The 26,446-nt window shown below is 41.3% G+C and carries 27 protein-coding genes and 1 pseudogene; 18 read left to right on the top strand and 10 right to left on the bottom strand.

The genetic code is table 11. The features are described 5' to 3' along the window. Window positions 1–121: 121 nt before the first annotated feature. The 4 genes from G4P69_RS06735 to G4P69_RS06720 form a co-directional block, all read right to left on the bottom strand. A complete protein-coding gene (locus tag G4P69_RS06735; RefSeq protein ID WP_243902894.1) occupies window positions 122–841 on the bottom strand; it encodes a hypothetical protein in 720 nt (239 codons plus the stop codon). After that, on the bottom strand, window positions 802–1,269 hold the full coding sequence (locus G4P69_RS06730; protein ID WP_208339126.1) for a hypothetical protein: 468 nt from the start codon (window positions 1,267–1,269) through the stop codon (window positions 802–804). Before G4P69_RS06730 ends, G4P69_RS06735 begins: the two co-directional genes overlap by 40 nt. A gap of 117 nt (window positions 1,270–1,386) precedes the next feature. After that, complete coding sequence (locus G4P69_RS06725; protein WP_208339127.1) at window positions 1,387–1,752, bottom strand: retroviral-like aspartic protease family protein; 366 nt, start codon at window positions 1,750–1,752, stop codon at window positions 1,387–1,389. Further along, on the bottom strand, window positions 1,749–2,066 hold the full coding sequence (locus G4P69_RS06720) for a hypothetical protein (protein ID WP_208339128.1): 318 nt from the start codon (window positions 2,064–2,066) through the stop codon (window positions 1,749–1,751). The genes G4P69_RS06725 and G4P69_RS06720 overlap by 4 nt, the downstream gene beginning before the upstream one ends. A gap of 188 nt (window positions 2,067–2,254) precedes the next feature. Here G4P69_RS06720 and G4P69_RS06715 point away from each other — a divergent pair, with 188 nt between their 5' ends. The 3 genes from G4P69_RS06715 (at window position 2,255) to G4P69_RS06705 (ending at window position 4,010) form a co-directional block, all read left to right on the top strand. Beyond that, a complete protein-coding gene (locus G4P69_RS06715) occupies window positions 2,255–2,533 on the top strand; it encodes a hypothetical protein (protein WP_208348874.1) in 279 nt (92 codons plus the stop codon). Between the two features lie 12 nt (window positions 2,534–2,545). Further along, entirely contained in the window at window positions 2,546–2,914 is a 369-nt protein-coding gene (locus G4P69_RS06710; protein ID WP_208339129.1) for a hypothetical protein, read from the top strand. A gap of 61 nt (window positions 2,915–2,975) precedes the next feature. Then, on the top strand, window positions 2,976–4,010 hold the full coding sequence (locus G4P69_RS06705; RefSeq protein ID WP_208339130.1) for a tyrosine-type recombinase/integrase: 1,035 nt from the start codon (window positions 2,976–2,978) through the stop codon (window positions 4,008–4,010). Between the two features lie 1,220 nt (window positions 4,011–5,230). Here the strand turns inward: G4P69_RS06705 and G4P69_RS39880 are convergent. Beyond that, window positions 5,231–5,362, bottom strand: coding sequence for a hypothetical protein (locus G4P69_RS39880; RefSeq protein WP_279605108.1), 132 nt, complete (start codon window positions 5,360–5,362; stop codon window positions 5,231–5,233). 887 nt (window positions 5,363–6,249) lie between these two features. On the opposite strand from G4P69_RS39880, the gene G4P69_RS06700 reads away from it, so the two are divergent. The 8 genes and pseudogenes from G4P69_RS06700 (at window position 6,250) to G4P69_RS06665 (ending at window position 14,268) form a co-directional block, all read left to right on the top strand. After that, complete coding sequence (locus G4P69_RS06700; RefSeq protein ID WP_208339131.1) at window positions 6,250–7,449, top strand: acyltransferase family protein; 1,200 nt, start codon at window positions 6,250–6,252, stop codon at window positions 7,447–7,449. 22 nt (window positions 7,450–7,471) lie between these two features. Further along, window positions 7,472–8,653, top strand: a complete 1,182-nt coding sequence (locus G4P69_RS06695) for an acyltransferase family protein (RefSeq protein WP_208348870.1) — start codon at window positions 7,472–7,474, stop codon at window positions 8,651–8,653. Between the two features lie 109 nt (window positions 8,654–8,762). Beyond that, window positions 8,763–10,244, top strand: coding sequence for a SulP family inorganic anion transporter (locus G4P69_RS06690; protein ID WP_208348869.1), 1,482 nt, complete (start codon window positions 8,763–8,765; stop codon window positions 10,242–10,244). Between the two features lie 449 nt (window positions 10,245–10,693). Continuing rightward, window positions 10,694–11,842, top strand: a complete 1,149-nt coding sequence (locus G4P69_RS06685; RefSeq protein WP_243902893.1) for an acyltransferase family protein — start codon at window positions 10,694–10,696, stop codon at window positions 11,840–11,842. A gap of 414 nt (window positions 11,843–12,256) precedes the next feature. Then, window positions 12,257–12,947 (top strand): annotated as a pseudogene (locus G4P69_RS06680) (IS1 family transposase). A gap of 97 nt (window positions 12,948–13,044) precedes the next feature. Next, window positions 13,045–13,554, top strand: coding sequence for an NAD(P)/FAD-dependent oxidoreductase (locus tag G4P69_RS06675; protein WP_243902587.1), 510 nt, complete (start codon window positions 13,045–13,047; stop codon window positions 13,552–13,554). Window positions 13,555–13,617: 63 nt separating this feature from the next. Beyond that, a complete protein-coding gene (locus G4P69_RS06670; RefSeq protein WP_208348865.1) occupies window positions 13,618–13,803 on the top strand; it encodes a hypothetical protein in 186 nt (61 codons plus the stop codon). A 9-nt stretch (window positions 13,804–13,812) separates the two neighbouring features. After that, a complete protein-coding gene (locus tag G4P69_RS06665) occupies window positions 13,813–14,268 on the top strand; it encodes a DUF2214 family protein (RefSeq protein ID WP_208344347.1) in 456 nt (151 codons plus the stop codon). A 34-nt stretch (window positions 14,269–14,302) separates the two neighbouring features. On the opposite strand, the gene G4P69_RS06660 is transcribed toward G4P69_RS06665, so the two are convergent. Further along, the gene (locus tag G4P69_RS06660; protein WP_208344348.1) at window positions 14,303–14,629 is read right to left on the bottom strand and encodes a hypothetical protein; all 327 of its coding nucleotides are present in this window, start codon (window positions 14,627–14,629) and stop codon (window positions 14,303–14,305) included. Between the two features lie 261 nt (window positions 14,630–14,890). Here G4P69_RS06660 and G4P69_RS06655 point away from each other — a divergent pair, with 261 nt between their 5' ends. Next, window positions 14,891–15,505 (top strand): class I SAM-dependent methyltransferase, encoded by a 615-nt coding sequence (locus G4P69_RS06655; protein ID WP_208344349.1) that lies wholly within the window; start codon window positions 14,891–14,893, stop codon window positions 15,503–15,505. A gap of 254 nt (window positions 15,506–15,759) precedes the next feature. Here the strand turns inward: G4P69_RS06655 and G4P69_RS06650 are convergent, their stop codons facing one another. Then, the gene (locus tag G4P69_RS06650) at window positions 15,760–16,659 is read right to left on the bottom strand and encodes a LysR family transcriptional regulator (protein WP_208344360.1); all 900 of its coding nucleotides are present in this window, start codon (window positions 16,657–16,659) and stop codon (window positions 15,760–15,762) included. A gap of 131 nt (window positions 16,660–16,790) precedes the next feature. On the opposite strand from G4P69_RS06650, the gene G4P69_RS06645 reads away from it, so the two are divergent. After that, window positions 16,791–17,792, top strand: a complete 1,002-nt coding sequence (locus G4P69_RS06645) for a YeiH family protein (protein ID WP_208344350.1) — start codon at window positions 16,791–16,793, stop codon at window positions 17,790–17,792. Window positions 17,793–18,006: 214 nt separating this feature from the next. On the opposite strand, the gene psbA is transcribed toward G4P69_RS06645, so the two are convergent. Further along, complete coding sequence (gene psbA / locus G4P69_RS06640; RefSeq protein ID WP_208344351.1) at window positions 18,007–19,068, bottom strand: photosystem II q(b) protein; 1,062 nt, start codon at window positions 19,066–19,068, stop codon at window positions 18,007–18,009. A 152-nt stretch (window positions 19,069–19,220) separates the two neighbouring features. Between psbA and G4P69_RS06635 the strand changes: the two genes are divergently transcribed. Continuing rightward, on the top strand, window positions 19,221–20,339 hold the full coding sequence (locus tag G4P69_RS06635; RefSeq protein ID WP_208344352.1) for an NAD(P)H-dependent flavin oxidoreductase: 1,119 nt from the start codon (window positions 19,221–19,223) through the stop codon (window positions 20,337–20,339). A gap of 30 nt (window positions 20,340–20,369) precedes the next feature. Further along, entirely contained in the window at window positions 20,370–20,906 is a 537-nt protein-coding gene (petC, locus tag G4P69_RS06630) for a cytochrome b6-f complex iron-sulfur subunit (RefSeq protein ID WP_208344353.1), read from the top strand. On the opposite strand, the gene G4P69_RS06625 is transcribed toward petC, so the two are convergent. After that, complete coding sequence (locus G4P69_RS06625; RefSeq protein WP_208344354.1) at window positions 20,907–21,470, bottom strand: NUDIX domain-containing protein; 564 nt, start codon at window positions 21,468–21,470, stop codon at window positions 20,907–20,909. A 35-nt stretch (window positions 21,471–21,505) separates the two neighbouring features. After that, on the bottom strand, window positions 21,506–23,572 hold the full coding sequence (locus G4P69_RS06620) for a hybrid sensor histidine kinase/response regulator (RefSeq protein WP_208344355.1): 2,067 nt from the start codon (window positions 23,570–23,572) through the stop codon (window positions 21,506–21,508). A gap of 866 nt (window positions 23,573–24,438) precedes the next feature. Here G4P69_RS06620 and G4P69_RS06615 point away from each other — a divergent pair. From G4P69_RS06615 to G4P69_RS06605, 3 genes are read left to right on the top strand one after another with little or no spacing between them, the layout of a single operon-like run. Continuing rightward, a complete protein-coding gene (locus G4P69_RS06615; RefSeq protein WP_208344361.1) occupies window positions 24,439–24,819 on the top strand; it encodes a TSUP family transporter in 381 nt (126 codons plus the stop codon). 47 nt (window positions 24,820–24,866) lie between these two features. Continuing rightward, window positions 24,867–25,703, top strand: a complete 837-nt coding sequence (locus G4P69_RS06610; RefSeq protein ID WP_208344356.1) for a sulfite exporter TauE/SafE family protein — start codon at window positions 24,867–24,869, stop codon at window positions 25,701–25,703. Next, a complete protein-coding gene (locus tag G4P69_RS06605; protein ID WP_208344357.1) occupies window positions 25,704–26,093 on the top strand; it encodes a DUF1634 domain-containing protein in 390 nt (129 codons plus the stop codon). Window positions 26,094–26,446: the final 353 nt, after the last annotated feature.

Here is a 26,446-nt window from a genome sequence, read left to right as displayed (position 1 = left end):
AGCATGAAGAAGAAGATCAAGAGGATTGAGTCGCCCTTTTTATTCGCGAGTTATCATCGCGAATCATTTGTTTTTTCCAAATATTGCAAATGCAGTCTCAATCAACGACTACTGCTGCACTCTAACATTTCTCATGACTATTGAGTACCCAAATATCGTGGCTTTCATAAAAGTCACCTCTCTGCTCCAATGTAAACCCACCCAACAACAATCCCAACCAAACCTCTACCATTGGCATATTCAGTGCCTTTTGAAGTTCATTAAAGCGGACCCGAGTTTTGGTCTGTGCCAAGTAACATGCGATCGCACGTCGCCACTGCTCCACATCCTCATTTCCCGCCAGGTTGCGAATGTCCTCCAGACTTTCCACCTCTTGAAGCATCTGCAAAACTTTTGCTTTCTCAACCACAGCTGCTAGCGAATTATCTGCCTGATTATGGGTGGGATAATTATGCGAACCATGCGGTCGAAATGTGTGCGAGACTGCTGGTTCCTTCAAATCCTCCAAGTCAAGGCGCATTGTTGTTCGTACCAAACCCGCAAAGATCTCGGTGCTAACTAGCGGACCTTCAGGGTTATTGCTATCTTGAACATCTTGCAAAAGCGATGCTGCGCGTGTTCTCAGTATTTGGGCTATTTGGTTAAATGCGACACCTGCGGTTTCCAACTGTTGTTCAAGCGGTAAATCATGCAAGTGGGTATCTAAACATTCCCATACTGGATCGAGTGAAGAAGTTGGGGCAGATTCCGATAGCTCATCAAGCACATCCCAAATAGTTAATTGCCGAAACACAGTCACCGCTAAGACTCCGGATGTAGGGGACAGGGACGCACTGGACATTGACTCTGGCTGATCTCAAACATCTCCTTATATTGGTATAGAGTAACGTTATATTTTTTTGAGAAAGCTTGTAAGACCTGTTCGCTATAGGTTTTGATTTTACCAGCAGTTAGACCAAAGCAATGAATTGGTTCCAATCGGCAAACAGGTTGTTGTCCACACCACAGTTCCGCACCAAGTGCGTGCAATGGTCTATCTCCCGACTGTTTATATAGATACAACACTGCAAAATAAATTTGCGGTGGTTCTACGGCAATTGTATCAATGTCTGTAGGTACTTCTTGTATTTTATTGCGGTAGAACGAGCGGCGGTTATGACAGACCTTGGGATTCCAACAATTATCACCCTCTGGCCCATGCAGTTCCTTAGCTTGGGTTGTTGACAAGTTAGAACATAATTGACACTTGCTATTTAATGGCTTAGGCATCTGGGGGAAATGAGGGGGTGAGGGAATTAGGAGACGTTACGTCATAAAAACTTCACGACCAGTTATTTTTTGTGATTGCACTCCCCAAAAAAGTTTGCTTTGCTATCTACTGGCAATTCATCCTCCCAGCATCAACACTCCTGAAGGTATATCCACTACCAACCGCCGAGTTTTTAACCACTGACGACCTAGTAAAACTTCTGACAGCCCTTGTCCGACGTGAATAGGAATATTAAAGGCTTGTCCATCAATCCGTACCTTGCCTAAATAGATTTCAAAATCTGATTCTCCCTGTGCGGTTCGCATGGTTTGCTGCTCAACATAAAACCAACCAAGAGCTTCTAAATCTTGGTCATTAATTGCCAACCAACTGGAAAAGCCTGTATCAAAAAGTGCATCAACTGGCAGTTCCAAGCCATCAGCAGCAATCAAATCGATCTCGAAGAATAATTCACCCTCATCACCAAACGTGCCAGAAATCATATCGTGCCACACACCCCTGTTTCATTTATTCGGAAAACGTGCAGCTTAGCTGAAGGATACTGTTCATGAGCCTTCTGTGCAACCACAAATGGATCTAAATCAATAAAGTAATTACCACTATCCGGTTCAACCGCAATGTACCAGTTGTAGTGAGTTTGCATTAGTGCTGGCTTAACGCGGTCAAAAATCACTTGACAGCGTTGGCGAAACGCCAGACGTTCAGCTTTCCATTGGGCAAGTTGTTCTTGGGTCCACTGAATTTCGGGGAATATTCTGCCCCGGCTTACCGTGCGATTGGGCTTGGCTTCAGTCATTGACTGTTTGTTTTTAAATATAGAACTATACAAATTTTATCAGATAATTTTAATCGTATATTTTATCGTATAAAAGATATTGGCTACATATTTTATGTTGTAGTGCTGTATTATTATGTAGTTCGAGCCATAATCTTTAAAGAAGTAGGAAGTCGAAAGTCGGAGGTCGCAAGTGAAAGAAAAAATAAATGCGCGTAGAGCCAAAATTTCTTGCCAAAGGCGTTTCGAGAGAAAGAAGGTATCCTTTTTTCAATCCCACGGCTTTACGATACTGCTGGCTATTCAGGGGTAAGACCCTATTTGAACGAAAAATCAAAGCTTTCAGAAGCGCGATCGGCTTATTTACCTATGTTCCGAAAGCCTATAAAATCGTTCGGGTGATGGGTCTGACTCACCATTCGCTGCTCAGTATCCTTAAGTCGTGGGTTGCTACTTCCGACCTACGACTTCCTATTTCCGACTTTTAATGAATAATCACAATGGCACAATTAACAATTCAAATACCTGATGAACTGGCTGAACGTTTAGAACCTCTGCAAAATCGCTTACCTGAATTGCTTTGGCGACTGTTGGACATTGATAATTTACAAATAAACTCTCAGCCTACAATTCAAGCTGAGACCACCAATATTGCCGCAGTTTATCAAGAAGTTCTTGATTTTTTAATCAAACGTCCGACACCAGAAGAAATTACGACTTTCAAAGTCTCACCGCTATCTCAAACACGTTTACAAGAATTATTAGAAAAAAATCGCTCTGCAACACTCAGTCCAATGGAACTGGCAGAATTAGATGTTTATGAGCAATTAGAACACATGATGCTTTTACTAAAAGCACGAGCATCCTAAGAGAACGATTGGATTGGTTGTTTACTGAAGCAGGTATATAACTTTTTTTAGGAGTAATGGAGTGCGCTCGCCTGATAGTCAAACAGATTCCTTGCCACCTATTAAACTCATAGAGCTCGAAAATGGGAATGCAGCATCTGGTAATACTTCTAGAAAACTAAGTGGCAGACCGAAAAAGATCACGGCACCGATTGATATTCGTTGGGTGAAAGTACAAGAATTTTTACGCAGCAGTAACCTTAGCCCCAATAGCCGTAAGTCATATGAACGAGAACTTAAGCGCTTCCTGGGTTGGACGGAACTGCACTATCATGAGTTACGCTCTCGTCACTTTGGGCATTACAAAGAATATTTGATGGAGCAGGTGCAAACGGACAATGGAAAATCTCTATCAAAAAACAGCATTAACAGTGCGTTGACAGCTATTAAAAGTTTTTTCAGGTGGTTGACCTTGGCTTACCCTGATATTATTTCCACTAACCCAACAGTTGGAGTGAAGTTTGAAAAAGTCCCTTTGCCTCCTGCACAAAGCTTAACCCCTGAACAAATGGAACGGGTATGGGAGGTGTTGGAATTTTTGGGTGAGACTAAACAACGAGATACTGCTCTGGTTCACATTCTCAGTCACGGTTTGAGGGCAGGGGAAATTGTAGACTTGAATGTGGGTGCATTCGATGGTAGGCTGCTGTTTTTAGCAGATACAAAAACTGATGAACCAAGACTGGTGCCATTGCGCTCTGAAAGTCGTCAAGCATTGCGGGATTACCTATTGTGGCGAGAAGAACACGGTGAAATCATCACAAGCGATCGCCCCTTGATTATTTCCCATCACAATTCACATAAGGGGGAGCGATTAAGTTATCACGGTATATATTTTGCTGTGGAGAAGATTGGAGAACTAGCGGATATTCCTAACTTACATCCCCACCAGTTTCGCCATACCTACGCTACGGATTTATTGCTCAAGGGGATCGACCCTAGCCATGCAAGACGGTTAACTGGGCATACTAGTGAAAAAGCATTTCGTCGGTATACGCTCCGGAGTGAGCAGGAAGCGGCGATCGCTGCTTACTATCGTGCGATAGGGGAAGATTGACGCACCCAAGAATACTGCTGGTTATTCAGCACTGCTAGAGTGATCGCCGAGATACGTGCATTTGTGTGATTCGTTCACTCGAAATGAGTAGTAATACTCACAAAATGAGTGGCAGGTTGAAAAATTGTGATTTGAACCAACGCGTGGTTCTAAGTTTGAAACCCTGATTGGGAAAGGATTTCAAAAACAGTACTTTTTTCGCTGACGTTTTTATTAGGTTTAGAGACTACAAAATTTAAGGACTCTTGGACAGCCTGATCCTTCCATTTTTGGTCAAAGGACAAGTTATCGTTCCCATATCAGGAATCTTTAACAATTCCCTCACGTAAGAATCAGGGTTTCAGGCTCTAAAATACTTGGTTATGCTTTCAGCCCCTGAAAACTTTTGGGTAAAGTGACATTCAGGCTCTAAAATACTTGGTTATGCTTCCAGCCCCTGAAAACTTTTCGGTATAGTGACAGTAAAGTGACAAAAAAACCCGTGTGACAAGCACGGGAATCCTTTATTTCTTATGTATTATGCAAAAGTATAACAAAAATGTTGTATCCGTAGAACAGCCTCAGCCTAGAAACATACGCTCCGATCAAAATTTTTCACACGAGTGAAAATTGTTGGTCGAAGGTAAAAGAATTTTTGCGCTCGCAAGCTGCCAGAACCTACGAAGAATTAGATCAAGCCATCACAAATGCTCGCTTATGCAGTGACTAACAATGAAATTATTGGATGCTTTACTCACTATTGTTAGTATATTGCACCCAACTGAGAAACGCTATAGTCTAGATTCCACATCTTAACGAAAAACTCATAATTTTCTTTTAGAGACTTACACTTACTTTACAAAAATTGTGATATTGTTTCATTAACAGTAGACATATAACTTTCCTATAAAATAGAGAACAAAAGTGTAGACTTGGAAATTGACTCTTAGGCACTTGTCATGATTATATTAACAGGCTATAAAAATTTAATAGAAAGGAGCCGGTATAGTAATCGGGGCAGTGTTTACCTCTTTGCGCCGATGGTAAACTTCAACGAAATGGCTGAAGTAGGCGAAACTCCACCTTAGTCTCACTACATAGATATTTTCTCATCTCTCGGTGCTGAGGTCAAAATTAAGCAAGGTGTAACTTTTCAGGGATTAAATAATACTCCAATCTCGATTATAATTTAAAGGAGATGTTATTAACCCTGCCACTTCTTCGAGGGGGTGTAGAAGGCCTTAGTAGGCGGTGTTTTTTGGCTTTTCTTGAGACTTCTTATCATTAAGACGACGCCCAAAAGCACATCCATTTGCTCGTTTTAGGTGGATAAATGCATCGTCTACTACATTTAAACCAAGAAGCCTCGCCATTTTTTCAGGATCAGACTCTCAGCACTCTATAGTAGGAGCTTAACTCCAAGATTGTGGGTGCGCTTCCGCCGAGCTATGTCCAATAATGTCGTGAAAAAAACCTTCTAAGCATCCAGGGTAAGAATAAATTGGACAACCCGCCGGGCACTGGTTGGCGTGGACCTCTGCAGGCATGCTTCGTAATTTATTTTTTCACAACCCCTAACACCTCCCAAGCTGACCACGTATGTCGACGCGCTCGAATTGGAGCGAGGGTCAAATTCGAGAGTCGGGAAGGCTTAATCACACCTACTAAAAGTAATTATGCTTTATCGTTTAGGCACTTGCCTTGAAATAAAATACCAGCCGTCTTCAGGCATTCTAGTATCGGACCAACCATTTAATTAGTACAGGGCTGGTATTTTATTGAGTGCGGATCTCCCTCAAGCCAAGAAGCCTTCCCAACTCTCCGAACTTCATGCGTCGTAAGCTTTTAGGCTTGATTGTCGGTACAAGCGAATACTCCTGCCAAACTCTTCAGTATAGTCAAGTACCCCATTAAAGGGAAGAGATACGTGCCACTTTTTCGGAGCCTAAACCAGACATTCATGGCAGGCTTCTTGATTAGATGTGTGGACTTGTCACTTAAAGGAGATGGTGTTAAAGGCTGCTATGAGTGTTGCGGCTTCTTCGAGGGGGTGTAGAAGGGCTTAGGCGGCGCTGTTTTTCTGGTTCTATTGAACCTTAGATTGAGAAGGCAGCGCCTAAAAGCACAACAGGAGTGCTCGTTTTAAGTAGATAAATGGACTAAATTTACAAGCTGCTCACCACAATACTCACGTGAGCGCTTAAAGAGTAGATACTGTGTCCATCTAACTAGTTACCTATGTAGTTTCAGAGTAAAATTAATGAATCAGTCTATAGAAAAATCTTCTCGATTACGTCTTCATTATTTGGATGGTTTGCGTGGACTTGCAGCTTTATATGTAGTACTTGTTCATATTGAGCCAGAAATAGGAGCAACATTACCTTTATTCTGGTCGCTGTTTGGGAAAACTCTAAGATACGGTGGATTTGCAGTAGCAATTTTTATAGCTCTATCTGGTTATGTTTTAATGCTTCCCGTATCACGCTCCCAGAGTGGTTATATTTCAGGTACTTTAGTTGACTATATTAAGCGTCGCTCGCGTCGAATTTTACCACCTTACTATGCGGCTTTACTGTTTAGTTTATTACTAGCATTTGCAATATTTTTGCTCGAGAGATTTAGTGGATTTGAGTGGAATCAGATTGCCGGAAAGGGACCATTCTCTCCAGAATTTACATTTATAGATGTATTATCTCATTTACTATTGGTTCATAATCTTAGTAATGCCACTCATATGAGTATAAACCCACCGATGTGGAGTGTTGCAACAGAGTGGCAAATTTATTTTATATTTCCAATAATATTACTGCCAGTTTGGCGGCGCTTTGGCTTGCTCGCATCTATAATCACAGCTTTTGCGATTAGTCTCTTGCCTCTATATTTGTTAAATGGTTTATTTGAAGCAGCTTCACCTTGGTATCTAGGAGTATTCGCTTTAGGAATGGGAGCAGCAGAAATTGGTTTTTCGACTAAACCAAAATTAGTAGCAATGAGAATTTCTCTACCTTGGGGTACGCTCACTGTTGTATTTATTATTATTGCTTTTATCACCGAGTGGAGAAAACTTGGATTACATATATGGATAGGTCATAGCTTTTTTGGAATAGCAAGCGCTTGCTTATTTATTTACTGTACAAAGTTTATTATTGATGGAAAAAAGGGATCTCTAATTTTAAATATATTCGAGCATCCTCTTGCAGTAGATTTGGGAACCATTTCCTATAGCTTATATTTAACTCATGGACCAGTACTTTCATTAGTCCGTTACGGTTTATTCAACTTACAATTACCTGCTAGTACATTTGCAACTGCATCTTATTTGCTAGGTACAATTGCATCGCTACTTTTCGCTTACCCTTTCTACCTGTTGTTTGAAAGACCATTCATGTCAAATTTTCTACAAAAACGAAAATTACAAGATACTAATTTTCAACAACCTAATAATACAAAAAAACTATAAAAGATTTTTAGTAGTGCAAATTATGACTGAAAACTTTATTCAGACAACAATTTCTGACGAACGAAAATTTCGTCTTCATTTTCTAGATGGAATGCGTGGTATCGCTGCTTTTTATGTACTACTTACTCATCTTTGGATATACCAAGGAGAAAATTTACCTCAGTGGATAAATATACCAACAAAGTTAACCAGGTACGGTTCGTTCTGCGTTGTAGTTTTTATTGTTCTGTCTGGATACTGCTTAATGCTACCAGTGGCAAGGTCTCAGACAGGTTATATTCCTGGGACTCTATCTGATTATTTTAAGCGTAGAGCACGAAGGATTATACCACCATTGTACGCAGCGATTTTATTTTGCTGCTTGCTTAGTTGGGGCATATTAGTTCTGGAGAGATTTACAACTTTTCAATGGCAAATGCTCAATAAAGATATGTTCTCTCCTCATTTTTCTATAACGGACGTACTTTTACATGTTTTTTTGATTCAAAACTTTACAACTAATGCCCAAACTTACATGCTCAATATCCCATTATGGAGTGTTGCACTAGAATGGCAAATCTACTTTTTCTTTCCTCTATTGTTTTTACCAATTAGACACCGCTATGGTTGGATAGTAGCGATAGGGACTGCTTTTTTTCTTGGAATTATGCCTCATTATCTTCTGAATGGCTATATGGATGTAAGCCACCCTTGGCTAATGGGCTCATTTACTTTCGGAATGCTAGCAGCAGAAATTACATTTTCACAGGTACCTTTTTTAGTTAAGCTAAGAAACTCTTTACCTTGGCATCAGCTATCAATAGTTTTTGCCGCGATTGCAATTTTAACTGAGTGGAATAAACTAGGAATACCAGCTTGGATATACGAGTCTTTTGCTGGTATTGCTGCTGCTTGTTTAATAGTTGACTGTACTAAAATTATTCTGATTGATAGAAAAAGACATATCATTTTGCGAATACTTGAAAATCCTGTAGTCCTAAATTTAGAAGCTTTTTCTTACAGTTTATATCTGACTCATGCTCCAATAATCACATTACTACGGCAATTACTTACTCAATTTAATATGTCTCCTACTGCATTTACAATCACGCTTTACACAGTAGGTATAGCAATATCGTTAGCGTTTGCATATGTGTTCTATTTGACAATTGAGCGACCTTTTTTGTTATTACTGAAAATTCGTAAAAAACTAGCAGCTAACTGATGTACTCAAACCGAAGTCCAAGGCTTACGCTGAAGCTGCTTGTTTACATCCAAGAGTTGGTTAATAACCTGTCTATCTAAAACTTCATTTCTAAATAGCAGAGGACAACTTGAACATAACCGTTTTAAAGCGAGAATGGTTCTCCAACACTAAAGCAGATATACTAGCTGGGACTGTAGTTGCTCTAGCACTGATTCCAGAGGCGATCGCATTTTCTATTATTGCAGGCGTTGATCCAAAAGTTGGGCTATACGCTTCGTTTTGCATAGCAGTGGTAACAGCTTTTGCTGGGGGTCGTCCTGGGTTGATTTCCGCCGCGACGGGAGCAATGGCGCTGTTAATGGTAACATTGGTCAAAGAACATGGGTTGCAATATCTGTTTGCAGCAACGATGCTCACGGGAGTCATTCAAATTATTTGTGGGTGGCTGAAGCTAGGTCGGCAGATGAAATATGTGCCACGAGCCGTCATGATTGGCTTTGTTAATGCCTTAGCAATCTTGATTTTTATGGCGCAGTTGCCGCAACTTGTAGGGGTTCCCTGGCTGGTATATATTATGTTAAGTGTGGCTCTTGCCATTATTTACTTACTACCACGCTTCACCAAAATTGTACCTTCACCCTTAGTTGCAATCGTCGTATTAACAGCTTTTTCCATAGTTACTGGAATCAAGGTTCCGACAGTAGGTGATATGGGCGAATTACCTAACACCTTCCCCTTGTTCAGCTTCCCAACAATTCCATTAAATTATGAGACATTCACAATTGTCTTTTCCTACGCCTTACCTTTAGCTGTAGTGGGTTTACTAGAGTCACTGTTAACAGCGTCACTGCTGGATGAACTCACCGATACCCCTAGTGATAAAAATAGAGAAGCCATCGGTCAAGGTATTGCCAATATTGTAGCTGGATGTTTTGGTGGGATGGCAGGATGTGCGATGATTGGGCAGTCAGTCATCAACATCAAATCTGGGGGACGCAGCCGTCTTTCTACCCTATGTGCTGGGCTGTTGTTACTGTTCTTCATTTTGGTGTTAGGTAAATGGGTTCGGCAGATACCAATGGCATCCCTAGTTGCAGTGATGATCATGGTTTCAATTGGAACTTTTAGTTGGTCATCTCTAATGAACTTACACCGTATACCGAGAAGTGAAACTGCTGTCATGATTACAACTGTTTTCATGACCGTACTTACACACAACTTAGCAATAGGAGTTGTCATAGGTGTAGCATTTAGTACCGTTTTGTTTGCCCGCAATATTGCCAAAATTGTGTTTGTAGACACAGTTCTTAGCGATGATAAAACTTTTCGGATTTACAGCATTATTGGTCAACTTTTTTTTGTATCAGTAGAAGAATTTCTCACCGCTTTTGATTTTAAAGAAGAATTGGAACGTGTGAAAATTGACCTGACCCATGCCCATATTTGGGATCAAGCAGCAGTTGCAGCTATCGATAGAGTTGTGATTAAGTTTCGCAGAAATGGTGTAGAAGTAGACCTCGTGGGACTGAATGAAGCGAGCGCCACGTTGCTAGAAAAGCTGGCTATTCACGATAAACCAGGCGCGCTAGAAAACCTTAATGACCACTAAATTACCACAAGCACAATTATGAAAAGAATTCTTCTATGCACTGACGGATCTTCTTTCTCCGAAAGGAGCTATCACTATCGTAGTTAGCTCCACGCTTGTGTGCTGCAGTAGGACTTGGTGTATTTTAGGTTGGGTTATTATTTTAAGTTGGTCAGACTTAAATCTTTCCCCGTTCTTCTAGCTTTCTGAGCTGTTGCTCGGCTAGATTTCCTCACCTACATGGATAGTGAGTTGTCATTAGATGAGGATAAAAAGTGCGAACTCTACCTTGTATTGGTTACTCATCTAAAGCCAGTCATCCTTAAGTATCTTGTTACTTATTTCGACTGAACAAATCGCACAGTAGATAAGTGCGTCGTCTTGCTTCGATTTTCGCAACAAGACCCTGGTGCAAGATACTAAATCAGCAATTTTGTACACCTCTAAGTATCAAAATGAGGTTAATTATCATGACTCCACCTTCAACAACACTCAAGGCTAAAATCCATCTTTCTTATTTGGATGGGCTACGTGGTATTTCATGTCTGTTTGTGCTTTTCTTTCATCTGATTCAACATCAAGAAGGAAATTTGCCTATCTGGATAACCTTACCACATAAGTTACTGAGATATGGTTTCTTAGGTGTACCAGTTTTTATAGTGCTATCTGGTTATTGTTTAATGCTGCCAGTAGTTCGCTCTCAAAAAGGTTATATTCCAGGTACTTTGCTAGCTTACTTCAAGCGAAGAGCGCGACGAATCATTCCAACATATTACGCATCTGTTATTTTTTGCTTACTCATAACTTTAACTATATACATCTTGGAGAAATTGACTAACTTCCAATGGCATGAGCTTCCTTGGGACTGGTTTTCACCTAATTTTTCCTTAACGGATGTCATTTTACACTTTCTAGTGATCCATAATTTGGCTTTAAGACCACAAGCTTTTAGCATTAACATTCCATTTTGGAGTGTAGCTGTAGAATGGGAAATTTATTTTCTGTTTCCAGTACTGCTGCTACCGTTATGGCGATTTTGGGGTTGGGGGTTTGTTTTTAGCGTTGCTTTTGTTATTGGACTCATTCCCATTTATTTATTTAATGGTGTCATGAGTCATACTAGCTTTATTTATTTAGTGTCATTTGCTTTAGGTATGCTAGGAGCAGATATAGGTTTTTCACACAAACCATATTTGCAGTGGATGAAAAAGTCTTGTCCATGGGTTTTACTGACTATAATTTTTACTATTTTTTGCTTATTGACGGAGTGGCAAAAATTAAAAATAGATGAATGGGTTTGCTTAATGTTTGCAAGTATGGCAACTGTTTGTTTGATCATCTACTGTACTAACTATGTGAGTGAAAGTAAAAAACTGCCAATGATTGCCAAGTTATTGGAATCTCCCATCCTTATAAAACTAGGAGCATTTTCCTACAGTTTATATCTAACTCACGGACCAGTAACTACGCTTGTACGGCACTTTCTGCTCAACCTGCAATTGACTCACACTATATTAGCAGTGTCAATATACTTGGTAAGTGGCGGGGCTGCTTTGGTTTTTGCTTACTTATTTTACCTAGTTTTTGAAAAGCCATTTACATCCACGTCCCCCCATTAGACCCAGTTGCTGTTGATGCAATTGTTAATGTTTTGGGAACTAATGACCTGCACGCCGAAGCTTTAGCTGCTTTTCATCGTGTCCATTTTCATTGAAATTCTTCAAGTTTTACATATACTTCGGTAGGTTGAGAAATTGCATATGAAATTTCCCACTCTCTGAATCCTAAACTTTGATATAGCGAAAGCAGCAACTTCATTCTCTTTGCGTGTTCCTTGTGTAGTACGTTTGACTCTATCTTGCGATCTGGCGCGAAGAAAAACGCCGTCGGGAACAAGATGACCTGGGCAATGGTGTGAATTCTGCTGCAGTTTTTGCGGCGATGACCCGCCAGGTGCCTGAAAACGCCGTGATCTCGGTAGATGTGGGAAACAAGGCGTTGCATAATAAAGGGAGGAATGGAGGAGACCTACTGTGAATTGTCCATACTGCGCCTCTACTGAGATTAGGAAAAATGGCTTCCGGTGAGGTAAACAGAATCACATCTGTACTAATTGCGGTCGCCAATTTATTGATGTCAAAAGCTCACCAAAAGGGTACTCACAACAGAAAAAAATAGAATGCTTAAAAGCATACGTGAATGGTGCTGGGTTTAGAGCAATTGAACGCCAAACAGGGGTTCATCATACCACTATAATTAACTGGGTCAAACAAATTGGTGAAAAGTTACCGGAGGCACCACCAACAGATAAAATACCATCCGTTGGAGAATTAGACGAACTGGAAACTTTTGTGCGGTCAAAAAAACAAAATTGGGATATGGACGGCGATAGACCACTTTAGTAAGGGAATCTTGGCTTGGGTTATAGGAGACCATAGCGCAGAAACTTTTAAACCTTTATGGAATATTGTTAGCTTCTGGAGGTGCTATTTTTACGTCACAGATGGATGGCCTGTTTACGCTAGTTTCATTAACTCGGAAGACCATATTATTAGCAAAACATATATGACGAGAATTGAGGGGGAAAATACACATTTACGCCATTATCTGGCACGCCTACATCCCAAAACATTATGTTACTCCAAATCTGTAGATATGCTTAAGCTCTCACTCAAATTGTTACTACACTATTTAAAGTATGGAGAAATACCAGTATTTAGCTGATTCATCCCGCATTTATGCAACGCCTCGATTATCTCCCTCATTTAGACGAAATGCAGGATATAACTTGCACGTATGCATGGTCTGTGATGGCTATGAAATGACGGATAAGCAATGTGGCTTTTTTGCTGGAAGTGAAGCCAGCATTGAAGAAATGATATTTAACTTAAGCTGGTTTACGCCTTATATCACCATCTTTACCCACGGCTTATTTCCAGTCAGTACAAAACTCCGCCAAATATTACAAGAATATGGCTATCAGCTCATCGAAACGCCGATCAAACAATTTCTGGGTAAAAACCATCAAATGACCGGCGTAGAACTGGTGGATGGATTTGTGATTCCCCTCGAAACTGGATTGATTTCAATGGGAGCACGCTATCACCATCACTACCTCAATGGTTTGAATCTTGAACGTAAGGGGGGATATTTGGTTACTGATAGGTTGGGACGCACCTCCCATCCCCGTATCTTTGCCATTGGCGACTTAAAAGTTGGGCTGAACCAAGTCGCAGTTGCTGTAGGAGATGGTGCGGTCAGTGCGACCCAAATTTGGCGAGAAGTTCGTCGTCCGAGAAAGTGGATTGAAAATTTATCGGTGGCAGTTTAGTGTCATCTGCCATGACTGAACACCTATACTCAGTAAACCAAAAAGTTTTTTAGAAGCCTTGCCATGCGGACACTTGACCTAAATGGAGGCATTCTACAAAACAACCTATTAATGAGCATTTCAGCCGATACCACCAGCGACATTAAGGCGATCGCTCTTAACCGAACGCTGTTTGCCTTCTTGTTCACGAGGGCTGGAACCCTTATCATTACGTTCGTTTCCAAAAGTTTTGGTTTACTGATACTGTAAGAGAAACCAATGTGGGAAAGTGCGGTTACAGCGTATTTGCATTATTTGGGCTTCATGCTGGCGTTTGGCTCGTTAGTCGTTGAAAGTCAAACGCTGAAAAAAGATCTCAGCATACAAGAAGCTTGGAGAGTAGTTACGGCAGATGCGATTTATGGCTTATCGGCAACTATGATTCTGGTTACTGGAGTTTTGCGAGTCATCTACTTCGGTAAAGGAACTGATTACTACCTTAGCAGTCCAGTGTTTTATACAAAGGTCGGGCTGTTCCTTTTGGTGAGTTTACTGTCTATCTACCCCACCGTTTCGTTTGTGTCCTGGGTTAAGGATTTGCGAGATGGCAAAAGTCCACACCAGGAAGAGGAAAAAGTGCAGCTACTGTGCTGGTTAATCAAAGGGGAATTAGCCAGCTTTGCTTTGATACCTTTGCTTGCAGCGATCTTGGCACGGGGGATTCAGATCTTTTAGCCCAGCCGTTAGAGGTGGGCGTAGTATTGGATAGTTACATATGGTGATGAGAATTCATATCTGATTCATGTTGCTGGTTATGTACGCCTACTTGATTGAGTTGGAGTACGCTCATATTCACTCGACCAAGGCTGACCAATCCCATCGTAATTATTCCGGCACTGACCAATCCCATTGAAACAAATCCAACAGAAATTACGCCCATTGGTACTAGCCCAATGGAGATTAACCCATGAGGAATTGCACCAATCGAAATTAATCCATGAGGTGAGACTCCAATTGAGAATATACCATCATGGGGTGCAATGCCGATCTCCAGCAATTTTAGCTTTTTAGGACGGGATGTTTGACGTTCAACCATAAAGCGCCTATTGACAAGCTACTACCCTCGAACCTTAAGCTCATGCCTAAGTGATTGTCAAAAGACAGCCTGTCAATTTTCACCTATTCTAGCAAGGAGTTTTAAGTTGATAGCAGAACATATATCTCTCCGTGTTCCCTGAAACACTGATTAATAGTTGATTTTTTAGAGTCCAGGTAGTTCACCTCGTACTGATAACACGCTCTTGACATCAGCAACAAATTCTAAACACACTAGAGATTGAAATTTCATTTAAAGTAAATGCAAAACACTGATGAGCTTGAGCGATGGAACCAGAGATATTCTAGCGAGGAATATTTTTTTGGTTTAGAGCCAAATGAGTTTCTGTGCTCTCAAAGTTACAGGTTCTCACCAAAACAAAAGGTACTTGCCCTAGCAGATGGTGAGGGTCGCAACGGTGTTTGGCTGGCTTCGCTTGGACTTGACGTTTTGTCTGTAGATATCTCACCAATTGCTCTAGAAAAAGCGCAGCACTTAGCCGCTAGTCGTGGTGTCACTTTAACCACAGAAGTTGCTGACCTTTCCACTTGGAGATGGGGAATAGAACAGTTTGATGCTATTATTGCAATCTTTATCCAATTTGCCTCACCGGATTTACGTAGATTAATTTTTGAGGGAATTAAGGCATCTTTGAAAACTGGAGGTTTACTAATACTTGTGGGCTATACCCCAAAACAATTAGAGTATAAAACTGGTGGTCCTCCATATATTGAGAATATGTACAGCGAACACTTACTACGAGAATCGTTCTCAGAAATGGAATTTCTACATCTGGAAGAATACGAAGCGATCTTATCAGAGGGGGTAGGGCATAGCGGAATGTCGGCTCTCATCTCACTGGTTGCTCGTAAGTAATTAACCTGACCATTTTTTGAATTCAAAATTCAAAATGCACTCATTAAGAAGAAAAATTCTGAATTAATTAATTCTGGATACAAGCCCCCACTGATTTAAAAAATCAGTGGTGCTTCTAGGTGGCGGGTTTCAAGCCCCCACTGATTGTAATTTTGAATTAATAATTTTTAATTTTGAATTGTTTTGACGAGCCAATTGTTAGCTTTAAGTTAATTCCGGTGTCGCTGAATCTTAGGATGATTTGCACAGCCATTTTAACTAGTGAGTAAAATTTGCTCAAACACTTGAGAGACTCTAGTAGAAAAGCGCTCGCGGTGCTTGAGTAACACAAATTGACGGGTGATATCAGCAAAATCTATAATACTAATTTCACGAATGGTACCAAGTTGCAGTTCCTTGTTCACCATTAATTCGGAAATTGCCGCCACTCCTACTCCACTTTCGACGGCAGCCTTAACCATTTCACCTGTACTCATTTCCAAAATAGCTGTTAATTCGGCTAGCTCAACTCCGGAGTCTTGCAAAGCTTTCTCAAATCTTTGACGAGTTCCGGAGCCTTTTTCTCGCATCACCCAAACTGTTTTAGACAGTTCAGACAGCTCAACACTTTGGCGTTCAAACCAGGGGTGGGACTTTCCCACCACCACAGCCAAGCGATCGCCTCCTACCACTCGTTGTTCTAAACAGTCCCTAAGCGATGGCTCAAATTCCCCTTCTACAAAACCTAGGTCAAACAATCCTTTTACTGTCCCAGTGCTAATCTGTTGAGTATTGCCTAAGGTACAGTTGATCCGAATTCCCGAATATTGTCGTTTAAACTTGCTAATGAAGTAGGGAAGCCAATAATTGCCAATAGTCTGGCTCGTGCCTAATCTCAGTTCGCCTTGTTGCAGATTGTTTAATTCCCGCAATCCCCGCTCGCACAAAGCAACTGCATTGAGAATTTTCTGCGCTTCGACCTGTAGCAACATCCCTGCTTGGGTTATCTCTATACGACGACCAATGCGATGAAACAGCTTCACGCCATATTTCTGTTCCAAGTTTTGGATGACTGCACTTACAGAAGACTGAGTAATGTAGAGCGCATCAGCTGCACGGGTAATGTGCATATGTTGTGCTACTGCTAGAAAGATTTCTAACTGGTCGAGGGTCATCCTTGGCATGGAATCGTTTTCCCTAACTCAAACATTTAATCGTTTCTTTCTATTATTTTCACAAAAAAGAACGTTTGTTTCTATGCTTTAGCTTGTTTAAAGTGAAATTAAGCACAAGATGCAAACAACTCATGAAAAAATTTAGTAGTCCTCTAATAACACCACAGACAAGGATATTAGTAGGGGTAGAGGTGCGAAAACTTCTATTTCTATGCGGTGCCTTTTTATGCCTGCTCAATTGGATTTATCCACCCTTAGCACTAACGCTAGGGATGACTTTATCACTAACTGTACACAACCCCTTTACTCGTACCAGTAGGTACATCGCTAAATATCTACTGCAAGGTTGTGTTATCCTGCTTGGTTTCGGGATGAATTTAACGGTTGTACTGAAAGCTGGTGAGAGTGGTGCATTATTTGCCGCATTTAGCATTATAACTACTTTCTTTTTCGGTTATATTTTGGGACAGCGCCTGAAGATTCCCGTGAAAGCTTCCGTTCTCATTTCGGCAGGGACAGCCATCTGTGGCGGTTCGGCAATCGCTGCTGTTGGTTCAGTAATTAGCGCTACAGAAAGTGAAATTTCTGTAGCAATAGGAACTGTTTTTCTACTTAATGCAGCAGCATTATATATCTTTCCACCTCTAGGTCATCTGCTGCACCTAACACCAACACAGTTTGGCACCTGGGCTGGTGTAGCAATCCATGATATCTCTAGTGTTGTCGGAGCAGCATCAGACTTTGGCTTAAGCTCACTCGACACTGCGACCGCAGTAAAACTCTCGCGTGCTTTGTGGATTGTCCCTGTCTGTGTAATAGCAGCTTTTATTTTCCAACGTGATCACACACAGGATACGCAACAAGTTTCAAATCGAATACAGATACCTTGGTTCATTGGCTTGTTTCTTCTAGCTTCAGTCGTCAGGACGTTTGTACCAGGGATAGCTATTTGGTCACCCCTACTCAAACATCTATCAGAATCGGGGTTGACGCTAGTACTGTTTCTTATTGGTACAAATTTGTCACGACGAGCTTTAAAAGCAGTTGGTTGGAAGCCGATGGTGCAGGGAATGGTGTTATGGGTATTTATCAGTGTTGGTTCTGCGTTAATTATTCAACAAATTGTTCATTAAAACGCCATCTATGGCTGGTGTATTCTGAACGCCAGATTCCTACAGAGGGAGACCCTCCTGCAGAACTGGCTCCTCCTGAATTCTGCCTCCTGACTCCTCTTTTATTGACCTCTCTTCTGGCTAAAGCCAAAATGAGGGGATAATTGAACGTCTAACCCCCTCATTGAAATAAGCTCAAATCGGAATCTTCCGCTATGAATCGCGATCGCTAAAGCTAAAGAGTCACAGAGGTAGCATTATTACTCGCTAATACTTCTGGAAAATGGTGAGTATTGGGAGCGTGCATTACCTGGATGCCTAGTGCGGCTCGATTGAGGATATCAGCATAGGTTGGAATTACCTTTCCCTGACTGTCCAGAATGGATTGATTGAAATTAAAGCCATTCAAGTTGAATGCCATCACACCAACCCCCAAAGCAGCAGACCAAATGCCAATAGTGGGCAAAGCAACTAGCAAAAAATGCACAGTGCGGCTGTTGCGAAATGCCAAAGAGGGAACCAGCAACCGTCCTAGATAACCAGCATGACCTGCCATCAGGTTATAGGTTGCTTCCTGCTGTCCAAAGTGATATCCAGTATTTGCCGATTCTAGTTCCGATGTTTCCCGAATCAGGCTTGCCGTCACCAGAGACCCATGCATAGCGCTCAATAGTGCACCACCAAACACACTTGCGACACCAATCATGTGCAAGGGATGCATTAAGACATTATGGTCAGCTTGAAAAGCAAGCATAAAGTGGAAGGTGCCAGAAATGCCTAATGGTAAGCCTTCTGAGAAGCTACCTTGCCCAATAGGATAAACTAAAAGTACGCTAGTCGCAGCGGCAACTGGACCGGAAAAGGCAACGGCAATCCAAGGACGCATGCCCAAACGATAGCTCAATTCCCACTGACGACCCATGTACGCAAAAATGCTAATTAAAAAATGTAGCACAATTAACTGGTAGGGACCACCATTGTAGAGCCATTCATCTACGTTAGCCGCTTCCCAGATTGGGTAGAAGTGTAGCCCAACGGCGTTGGATGTGGGAACAACTGCTGCAGTTATCAAGTTGTTGCCATTGAGTAAAGAGCCGCTGACAGGTTCGCGGATACCATCAAGATCCGCAGAAGGTGCAGCAATAAATGCGAGGGTAAAAACGATCATTGCCACTATAGCAGTTGGAATCAGCAACACACCGAACCAACCTACATACAGCCGATTTTCGGTACTGGTCACCCAGCTACAAAACCAATCCCATAAGCTACTGCTACGGCGGTTTAAAATTGTAGTCATGATAGCAATTGAGTAATTAAGGTATAAGCGAGCGCAGAAACTCGCATAAAAATATTATAACTATATAGTTATATTGTTTCAAAATAGATGTAAAATAAAAAAGAGTCGTGACAATACTGCGTAGGATAAGCAGGGGAGACAGAAATACCTATATGCCATCATTACCTTTACTCCAAATTGGTCAACACATTGCTCGCTATCCCATCATTCAAGGTGGGATGGGGATCCGTATTTCTGGAGCACACCTTGCTGCTGCCGTTGCCAACGCAGGCGGTATTGGGATAATATCTGCTGTTGCTCTAGGGCTAAACTCGCCTTACTTTGATATCACCCAGCCCAGTCGCAAGCGCAGAGAGCAGTTTTTTGAGGCAAATCGGTTGGCGCTGATTGATGAAATTCGAGCAGCCCGTGCCTTAAGCCCTAACGGGATTTTGGGGATCAATGCAATGGTTGTTGCTCAAGATTATGAGACACTGGTTCGAACTGCGGCTCAAGAAAGTGTTAATCTAATTATTTCTGGTGCGGGACTGCCGTTGCAATTGCCAGAGTATACCCTGGCGTATCCAGAAGTAGCATTGGTGCCAATTGTCTCCAGCACTCGTGCAGCTCGAATTATGTGCCGGAAGTGGGAACGTCAATACGGACGGCTACCTGATGCCTTTGTCGTGGAAAATCCCAATTCAGCGGGTGGGCATCTGGGGGCAAAACTTGAGGAGTTGGGCGATCTCACTAACGAAGCGGAACAGGTTATCCCCGAATTAGTGTCCTATCTCAAACAGGAAGTTGGTGAATCCATTCCAGTGATTGCGGCTGGCGGAGTCTGGGATCGGGCAGATATCGACCGGATGCTAGCATTAGGAGCGAGTGGTGTACAAATTGGCACTCGCTTTATCACCACAGACGAATGTGATGCCGATATTCGCTACAAAGAATTTCACCTGCATGCCAAACCAGAAGATGTAGTGATTATTTCCAGTCCAGTAGGAATGCCAGGGCGAACATTACGAAATGCATTTGTAAACAAGGTGATTGCCGGTTCACCGGATGTAGAAAAACGCTGTTTGTTTAATTGTCTCCATGCTTGTAAATGCCGCGATGAACAGAAATCCTTCTGCATTATTCAGGCACTGGATAAAGCTACACGAGGAGATATTGAAAATGGGCTAGTTTTTTCCGGCAGTAATGCAGGACGTGCCAAACAAATGATACCTGTTGCGGAACTAATGGCAGAGTTAGTCACTTCAAGCAAAGCCACGTGCTTTGCAAATTGAATACGCTACTTGAAATCAAGGATATGCATTATGGACAAAAGTCTTCCATTCGAAGGTTCATCCCTATCCCGGCGACAACTCCTCAATTTTTTGACTGGAGCCTCTGTCGCTACTACGGCAGGTTCTGCCCTTTACACTGTAGGTAAATTCTTCATCCCTCCTGCAGAATCAACGGGAGAGGGAGGTGCCATTATTGCTAAAGATATTCTGGGTAATCCAATCCCAGCCACGCAAATCTTAGCAGAAGTACCAGGAACTCGTGCCTTGGTTGCAGGTTTGAACCATGAACCAACGTATTTGACAGTGACAGAAAGTAACTCTTTGGATTCTATTGGTATTGTGGATAACTGCACTCACCTTGGTTGCACCTTCCCTTGGAACCCTATGGATCAGCAATTTCAATGTCCTTGTCACGGTTCCCTCTATGCTCCTAATGGAACTGTAGTTCGTGGTCCAGCACCCCTCCCACTCAAGATTGTCCACGTTACTGTCATCGACAACAGCATTTTGATCTCAACTTGGACACAGACTGATCCCCGCACAGGAGAAAAACCTTGGTGGATTTGATTATATTGGGTTAGAAATTAATGAACATTCGTTAACTCGAAACCTCCACTCTAACAATACAGCCCGACATTGTAAGCAAATTAATGCCTTAAGTAAGGACGCTATCCCAGTATCATTAGTTGGGTACATAGACCCGATAAAATTTGAAGGAATCTGTGCAGTGGGCTGTAATTCAGCAACAAAGCCAAACAGCCTCTGGTTAGAGAAGGAGCTATTTACAGCCCAACCTTGATTATTTAAAGGTGTCAGTTGGGAAATATTTTCTGGGAGTATTCCCAATTCTCGTTGGAGAATTTTATGTACAGTTGTAATAATGTCTTCTCCTTGTAGAACCCTTCCCCCAGGGAAATCAAGTGTTTTTTCTCCCAATCCTGGACGATAAGTTGGTGGTGGTAAAATCAACTGTTGATTTTGAATTGGTAAAATAATTGCCGAGTCTGCTTTTTCTACCCGCCAATATTCCAAGATTTGTCCTGTTTCATCCTGGAGATGTTCGCCTATCACTGTCAGCCAGTGCAAGTGCAGTTCTAAGAATCTATCCTGAGTTTGCCAACCTGTATTCATGGTCAGTCCCATATACAAATTAAGTGCGTAACAGCTTAACTGATAACTCTTAAAATAGTTGCGAGTAACTCATCTAGCTCTACAGGCTTAGCTAAGCTTGTTTGAAAACCTACTGATTCTGCCTGTTTTCTATCCAATTCGCCAGCATACCCAGTTAAGGCGATCGCCGGAATCTGTCGATTTTGTTCTACAACACTTGCTCTAATTTGACTCATCAACATATAACCATTAACATTTGGCATCCCAATATCGCTGATGAGTAAATCCTGCTGTGAATCAACCAAAACTTGTAATGCTTGCTCAGCTGATCCAGCAGTAGTGACAATTGCTCCATACTCTTCCAGCATAAATACAAGCATTTCTCGATTGTCTGGTTCATCATCGACCACTAAAATTTTTAAGCCTGCTAGAGGCAAAGGAGTAGAACTAAGATGTGGAAGAGTTTTTGAGTTCTTTATTTTTTCTATTTTATCGCTATGTTGTAAAAGTGGTAGTTTAACAATGAAACTTGCTCCTTGACCTTGTCCCATGCTCTGAGCATCGATAGTTCCACCATGGAGTTCTACTAAGCGGCGAACAATTGCCAGTCCCAAGCCTAAACCGCCAAATTCTCTAGTTGTGGTATTGTCTGCTTGGCGAAAAAATTCAAAAACATAAGGTAAAAATTCAGATTGAATTCCTATACCTGTGTCTGTAACTTTAATCTCAGCAAAATTTTGAGTTGATTGTGTTAGATTAGAGTTCTCTTTACCACCAACAATAGACAGTTGAATCTCTACTCGACCCCCGTGTGGTGTAAATTTGATAGCATTAGACAGCAAATTCCAGACAATTTGCTGTAAACGTTTCGGGTCACCTAAGACATAATATGGTTCTAAGGAAGTTTTCAGATGACTCAATGAATGGCATTCCAAATATTCGAGAGATTTATCTGTATTTCCTGAATCTAAATTTCCAATTGACAATAACAAATTTATTGCTTTTTCTTCTGCCGTAAAACGAACTATTTCTGTTGCTGCTTCAATAGTCGATACCAAGTTAACTGGATATAACTCTAAACTGATTTTGTTTTGTATGATTCGGGAAATATCCAGTAAATCTTCAATTAATTTAGTTTGCAATTTGGCGTTACGTTCAATAATTTGAAGAGCGTAATTACTAGTATCTGGATCTAATTTTTGACTTCGCAGTATTTGCGCCCAACCTAGAATTGGGTTAAGGGGCGATCTTAATTCATGGGAAAGGATTGCCAGAAATTGATCTTTACTACAATTTGCAGCTTCTGCTTCAGCTCGTGCAGACTGCTCTCGCGTAAGTAATAAGGTTCTTTCCGCTTCTACCTGTTTACGCTCAGTGATATCAGTTAACATTAGAAGTACGCCATTAAAATTATTTTGAGTACTGACAATGGGCGTAGTGGAAACAATTGCCCATAAATCAGAACCATCTTGAGTCCGAAAACGACAATCAAATCGCTGTCTTGTGCCTTCCTGCCATTGTACCAAGACTGTTTGAACTTCGTTCTCAACTGTTTCAACTATTAAGTTCTCAAAATAACAATCACTCATTTCTTCTACGCTATAACGCAGCATTTCAGCTAGACGCTGGTTCACGTACTCAGTTTGCAACTTTCTATTCAATAACCAAATACCTTCGTAAGCGGTGTCAACAATCCGACGATACCGTTCTTCGCTCAGTTGAAGTTTAAGTAAATTGGCTTCAGATCGCTGTCGAGCAATCCGGAGTGAGGTATTTAAAGAACTAATCAGCAGCGCAACTATACTAAATAAAATTAAGTGGAGAAGATTTGCTTCATGCCGAAGTGTTAAATTATCGTTAAGTACGGGCGTTAAAAAAAAGTTGCTGGCTAAAACTGACAAAATAGTTGCAAGCAATCCCGATCCTAAACCCCCATACCAAGCACTAAAAGTTACGGCAGCAAAAAATACAGAGAATGCTGTCGATTTTATGAGAGACTGTAGTACAATGCTCAGTAATAGAGCAACTACGACTGATAAAATCGTGACGCTATAGCGAGCTAAAATATCACGATTCAGGTAATTACGACAGTATTCTGGCAGGAGATTTATCAGATAACTCATGCTCAATCTTTCTCAACAATCTATACGGTTAATGTATTACAAACGGTTAAGGCAGTAGCTTTTTCGGGAATGTGTATAAGCCTTGTTATATAAGGCTTGCAGAAAATTTTAAACAAAGATTTTTTATCTGTTTAAAGTGTAATTTATACTTCAATGCTTGGAAAGTTTTATCTGTCAACGTATTTTCGTCCATCTAGTTACAAAGATGGATTCTAATAGCTTCGTGTGATAATTCTCTGTCAAATTTGTGTAGTTTGTGTGACTATCTCAAGTTAATCTCGCAATACGATGCTTAGGCATCTATATTATGAGCTTCCTCAGTCAAGTTGTTGAGTACTACATAATTGGCTGTCGGTTTAGAACCCAATCCAATATTTAGAGGTTTTTAGTCGTTCAATCATTTTTATTTATCATTTTAACAAAAAAGAATGATTGCTGGTATGAATATGCTTACGTAAACTTAAATTAAGTACTTTGGGCAAAATTAAAAAAAATAAAAAGGAGTCAGGAGTCAGAATACAGGGGTCAGAATGCACCCTTCTCAAGAGCGGAGACGCTACGCGCAGCCATGCCCGTTCCTCGCTAACGCCAGTCGCCCACGGAGGAGCCACTGCGTTGGCGGGGTCTCCCCGCTTAAAGCAAGTGGCGTTGGAAACCCGTTTCTTGCAGCGCTGGTCTCACCACCCATAAAGGGATGGTGTTTTAGGAAAAGTTTCAATCCCTATCTCGTCGACAAGGAACGAGGTTTTAACCAGTATTTATCATTCTGACTTCTGACTCCTGACTCCTGAATTCTTCTTCATAAATTTTATCTCTTAGTTCTTAACCAGAGATTTACAAAATTTGAGTCAATGGTACACAAAACGATGGATACTGTTTTACTTTGTCTAATATTGGGATTAATTGCGGGAATAGTCAGCGGAATAACTGGAATCGGAGGCGGGATAATTATTCTGCCTGCTTTAATTTTCCTATTGGGATTTTCGCAACATCAAGCTCAGGGTACAACATTAGCTTTGCTTGTTCCTCCTATCGATATCTTGGCTGCATGGACTTACTATAGACAAGGATATGTAGACTTAAAAATAGCAGCATTACTCTGTTTGGGTTTTGTATTAGGTGGATGGATAGGAGCTAAAGTAGGAACCGGATTATCTAATGTAGTTTTGGAAAGAATATTCGGGGTTTTACTGCTTGTCAGCGCTATCCGGGTAATTTTTACAAATGTTGGTGATTCGGTTGGATAAATCATCTCCTCAAAATCAGTAATTTAAGTGCCGTAAAATTTACAAAAGTGAACATTTTAGAGTTTTCCTTATTAGTTTGGCTTAGCTCCTTAACCGCAGGTTTTCTGGGTTCATTGACTGGGTTAGGGGGTGGAGTGGTAATTGTGCCTTTGTTGACTGTGGTGTTTGGGGTCGATATTCGATATGCTATTGGCGCTTCACTAGTGTCTGTAATTGCTACATCTAGCGGTGCTGCATCTGCCTACGTCAAGGAAGGTTACACTAACATGCATTTGGGGATGTTTCTAGAAGTAGCAACAACTTTTGGTGCAATAGTCGGGGCTATAGTGGCTGGTATGGTTTCTAACAGAGCGATCGCTATTGTTTTCGGAGTTGTTTTACTTTATAGTGCTTACGTATCGCGTCAACACCGCGTTGAACATCTAGACAACGAACCCCCAGATCGTCTGGCAACTGTTCTCCAACTCAACGGTAGTTATCCAACTCCTGATGGAGAAAAGTCTTACAACGTCCGTGCTGTACCTGTTGGATTTGGGCTCATGTTTGTTGCTGGTATACTTTCAGGATTACTTGGCATTGGCTCGGGCGCAGTTAAAGTTCTGGCAATGGATCAAGCGATGCGTATTCCATTTAAAGTTTCTACCACGACCAGCAATTTTATGATTGGAGTGACTGCAGCAGCTAGTGCTGGAGTTTACCTGAAGCGGGGTTATATTGATCCAGGATTAGCAATGCCAGTTATGTTAGGGGTACTATTAGGAGCTTTGTTAGGCGCAAGAGTATTGGTAAGAGCTAGGATTGGGCTTTTGCGAATTATCTTCAGCCTTGTGATTTTGGCTTTGGCAATTGAGATGATATATAAAGGTTTAACTGGAGGGATTTAGATGGTTCAACTCGGACGCAGATGGAATGAATATCGAATCGAGCAGTTTGTCGGGAACCTTTTAAGATTTGGAGTCCTCTTTGCGACGACTGTCGTTCTGGTAGGCGGAGTTTTGTACTTGATCCGCTACGGTAATAATCCTGCCAATTACCGGTTTTTCCAGGGAGAACCTGCAGATTTTCGCTCTCTTGAAGGAGTAGGAACAGCAGTTTTATCAGGTGGTCGTCGCGGTATTATCCAATTTGGATTACTACTATTAATCGCCACACCAGTCGCCAGAGTGCTTTTTTCTCTGTTTGCCTTTGTGCGCCAAAGGAACTTGACTTATATAATCGTAACTTTGATTGTTCTAGCTGGCTTAATTTACAGCCTTTTTGGTGCAACTTCTTAAAAAACAGAACTATTGTATACTCCAATCCCCGCGCCCCAGGTTTGGTAGCCATTAGGAGAATGTTTGCCCGAATTATGCTTCCTGCCTTTTGCTTTCCTGTTCACTGTTCCCCGTTCCTTTTTTTGGTAATATTTTGCCAACAGAGTCCTAACTATCGCGAACCTTTTCTCCCTTTCTAGATCCCGTGAAAAGTTAGATGCGCCGGGACTAACCTAGTTTGTAGAACGAAAGGATGTACAAATCTTTCCAAGTTCTTGACATTTAATATCTAGAGTAGGATTAAGGAGGTAATATAGAGGCCAAAGCTTTGTTACTTATCAAAATTAGTTTCTATAAGCTCAATCTTAAATGGA

It is taken from the genome of Aetokthonos hydrillicola CCALA 1050 (assembly GCF_017591665.1).
GTDB lineage: Bacteria > Cyanobacteriota > Cyanobacteriia > Cyanobacteriales > Nostocaceae > Aetokthonos > Aetokthonos hydrillicola.
This window is presented reverse-complemented; position numbering and strand designations above follow the sequence as displayed.